General features: G+C 44.7%; 2 protein-coding genes. Both read left to right on the top strand.

The genetic code is table 11. The annotated features are described in order from the left end of the window. The coding region (locus tag ACFINA_RS09735) for a hypothetical protein (RefSeq protein WP_375615536.1) at positions 1–204 on the top strand (204 nt) is incomplete at its 5' end. A 9-nt stretch (positions 205–213) separates the two neighbouring features. Continuing rightward, on the top strand, positions 214–662 hold a 449-nt coding region (locus ACFINA_RS09730; protein WP_375615535.1), incomplete at its 3' end, for a phage tail tape measure protein.

The raw sequence follows: 662 nt of genomic DNA, 5'->3' as shown, positions 1-662 counted from the left end.
TATTGTCGCAATATTGAAGGCTTTTTTTGCTTTTTTTACGCAACGCCAATCCTCTCTGCCAGACAATTTGGGGCAGAGCTAGCCCTTTATTATCACTGGGCGCCTTCAGAAATTAACCAGATGGATTGGCTGGATGTGATTGCTTATCGAGAAGAACTCGCGCGCCTGAAAGCTCAAGAATATGAAAGCCATAAGTTAGGATAAGATGCGATCATGGATGTTTCTCTTGTTGTGCGTTTTGTCAATCATCTGCAAGAGGGGATCGTTTCTGCTAAGCGAGATCTTGCAGCCTTTAGTTCAGATGTTGCGCATTTCCAAAACAAGACAAGGCAACACTTTAAAAATTGGTTTGACCCTGAGCATCTTGAGGATGCGACAAAGAATGCGGAAAATGCTTTCAATCATGCACGCGGGCGTATGGTGGGTGCCATTGCGCAAACCGCAACCTTAATTGCCCCCCTTTATAAAGCCATGCAATTTGATCAATCGATGAAGGGATTAGAAAAGGTTCTCGATGCCCCCCTTGATCGCTTAAAGGAATTGCGCCGTTTTGCGCTTGAAACTTCCACCAAGATTCCGTTAGCGGCTCGTGAAGTCTTAGAATTGATGACCAGTGCTAGCCAAGCAGGGATTGGTGAACAAGATTTAGAAGCTTTTAGCAT

The sequence above is a fragment of the Bartonella sp. AC10YNML genome, assembly GCF_042196825.1.
In the GTDB taxonomy this organism is placed as follows: Bacteria; Pseudomonadota; Alphaproteobacteria; order Rhizobiales; family Rhizobiaceae; genus Bartonella.
This window is presented reverse-complemented; position numbering and strand designations above follow the sequence as displayed.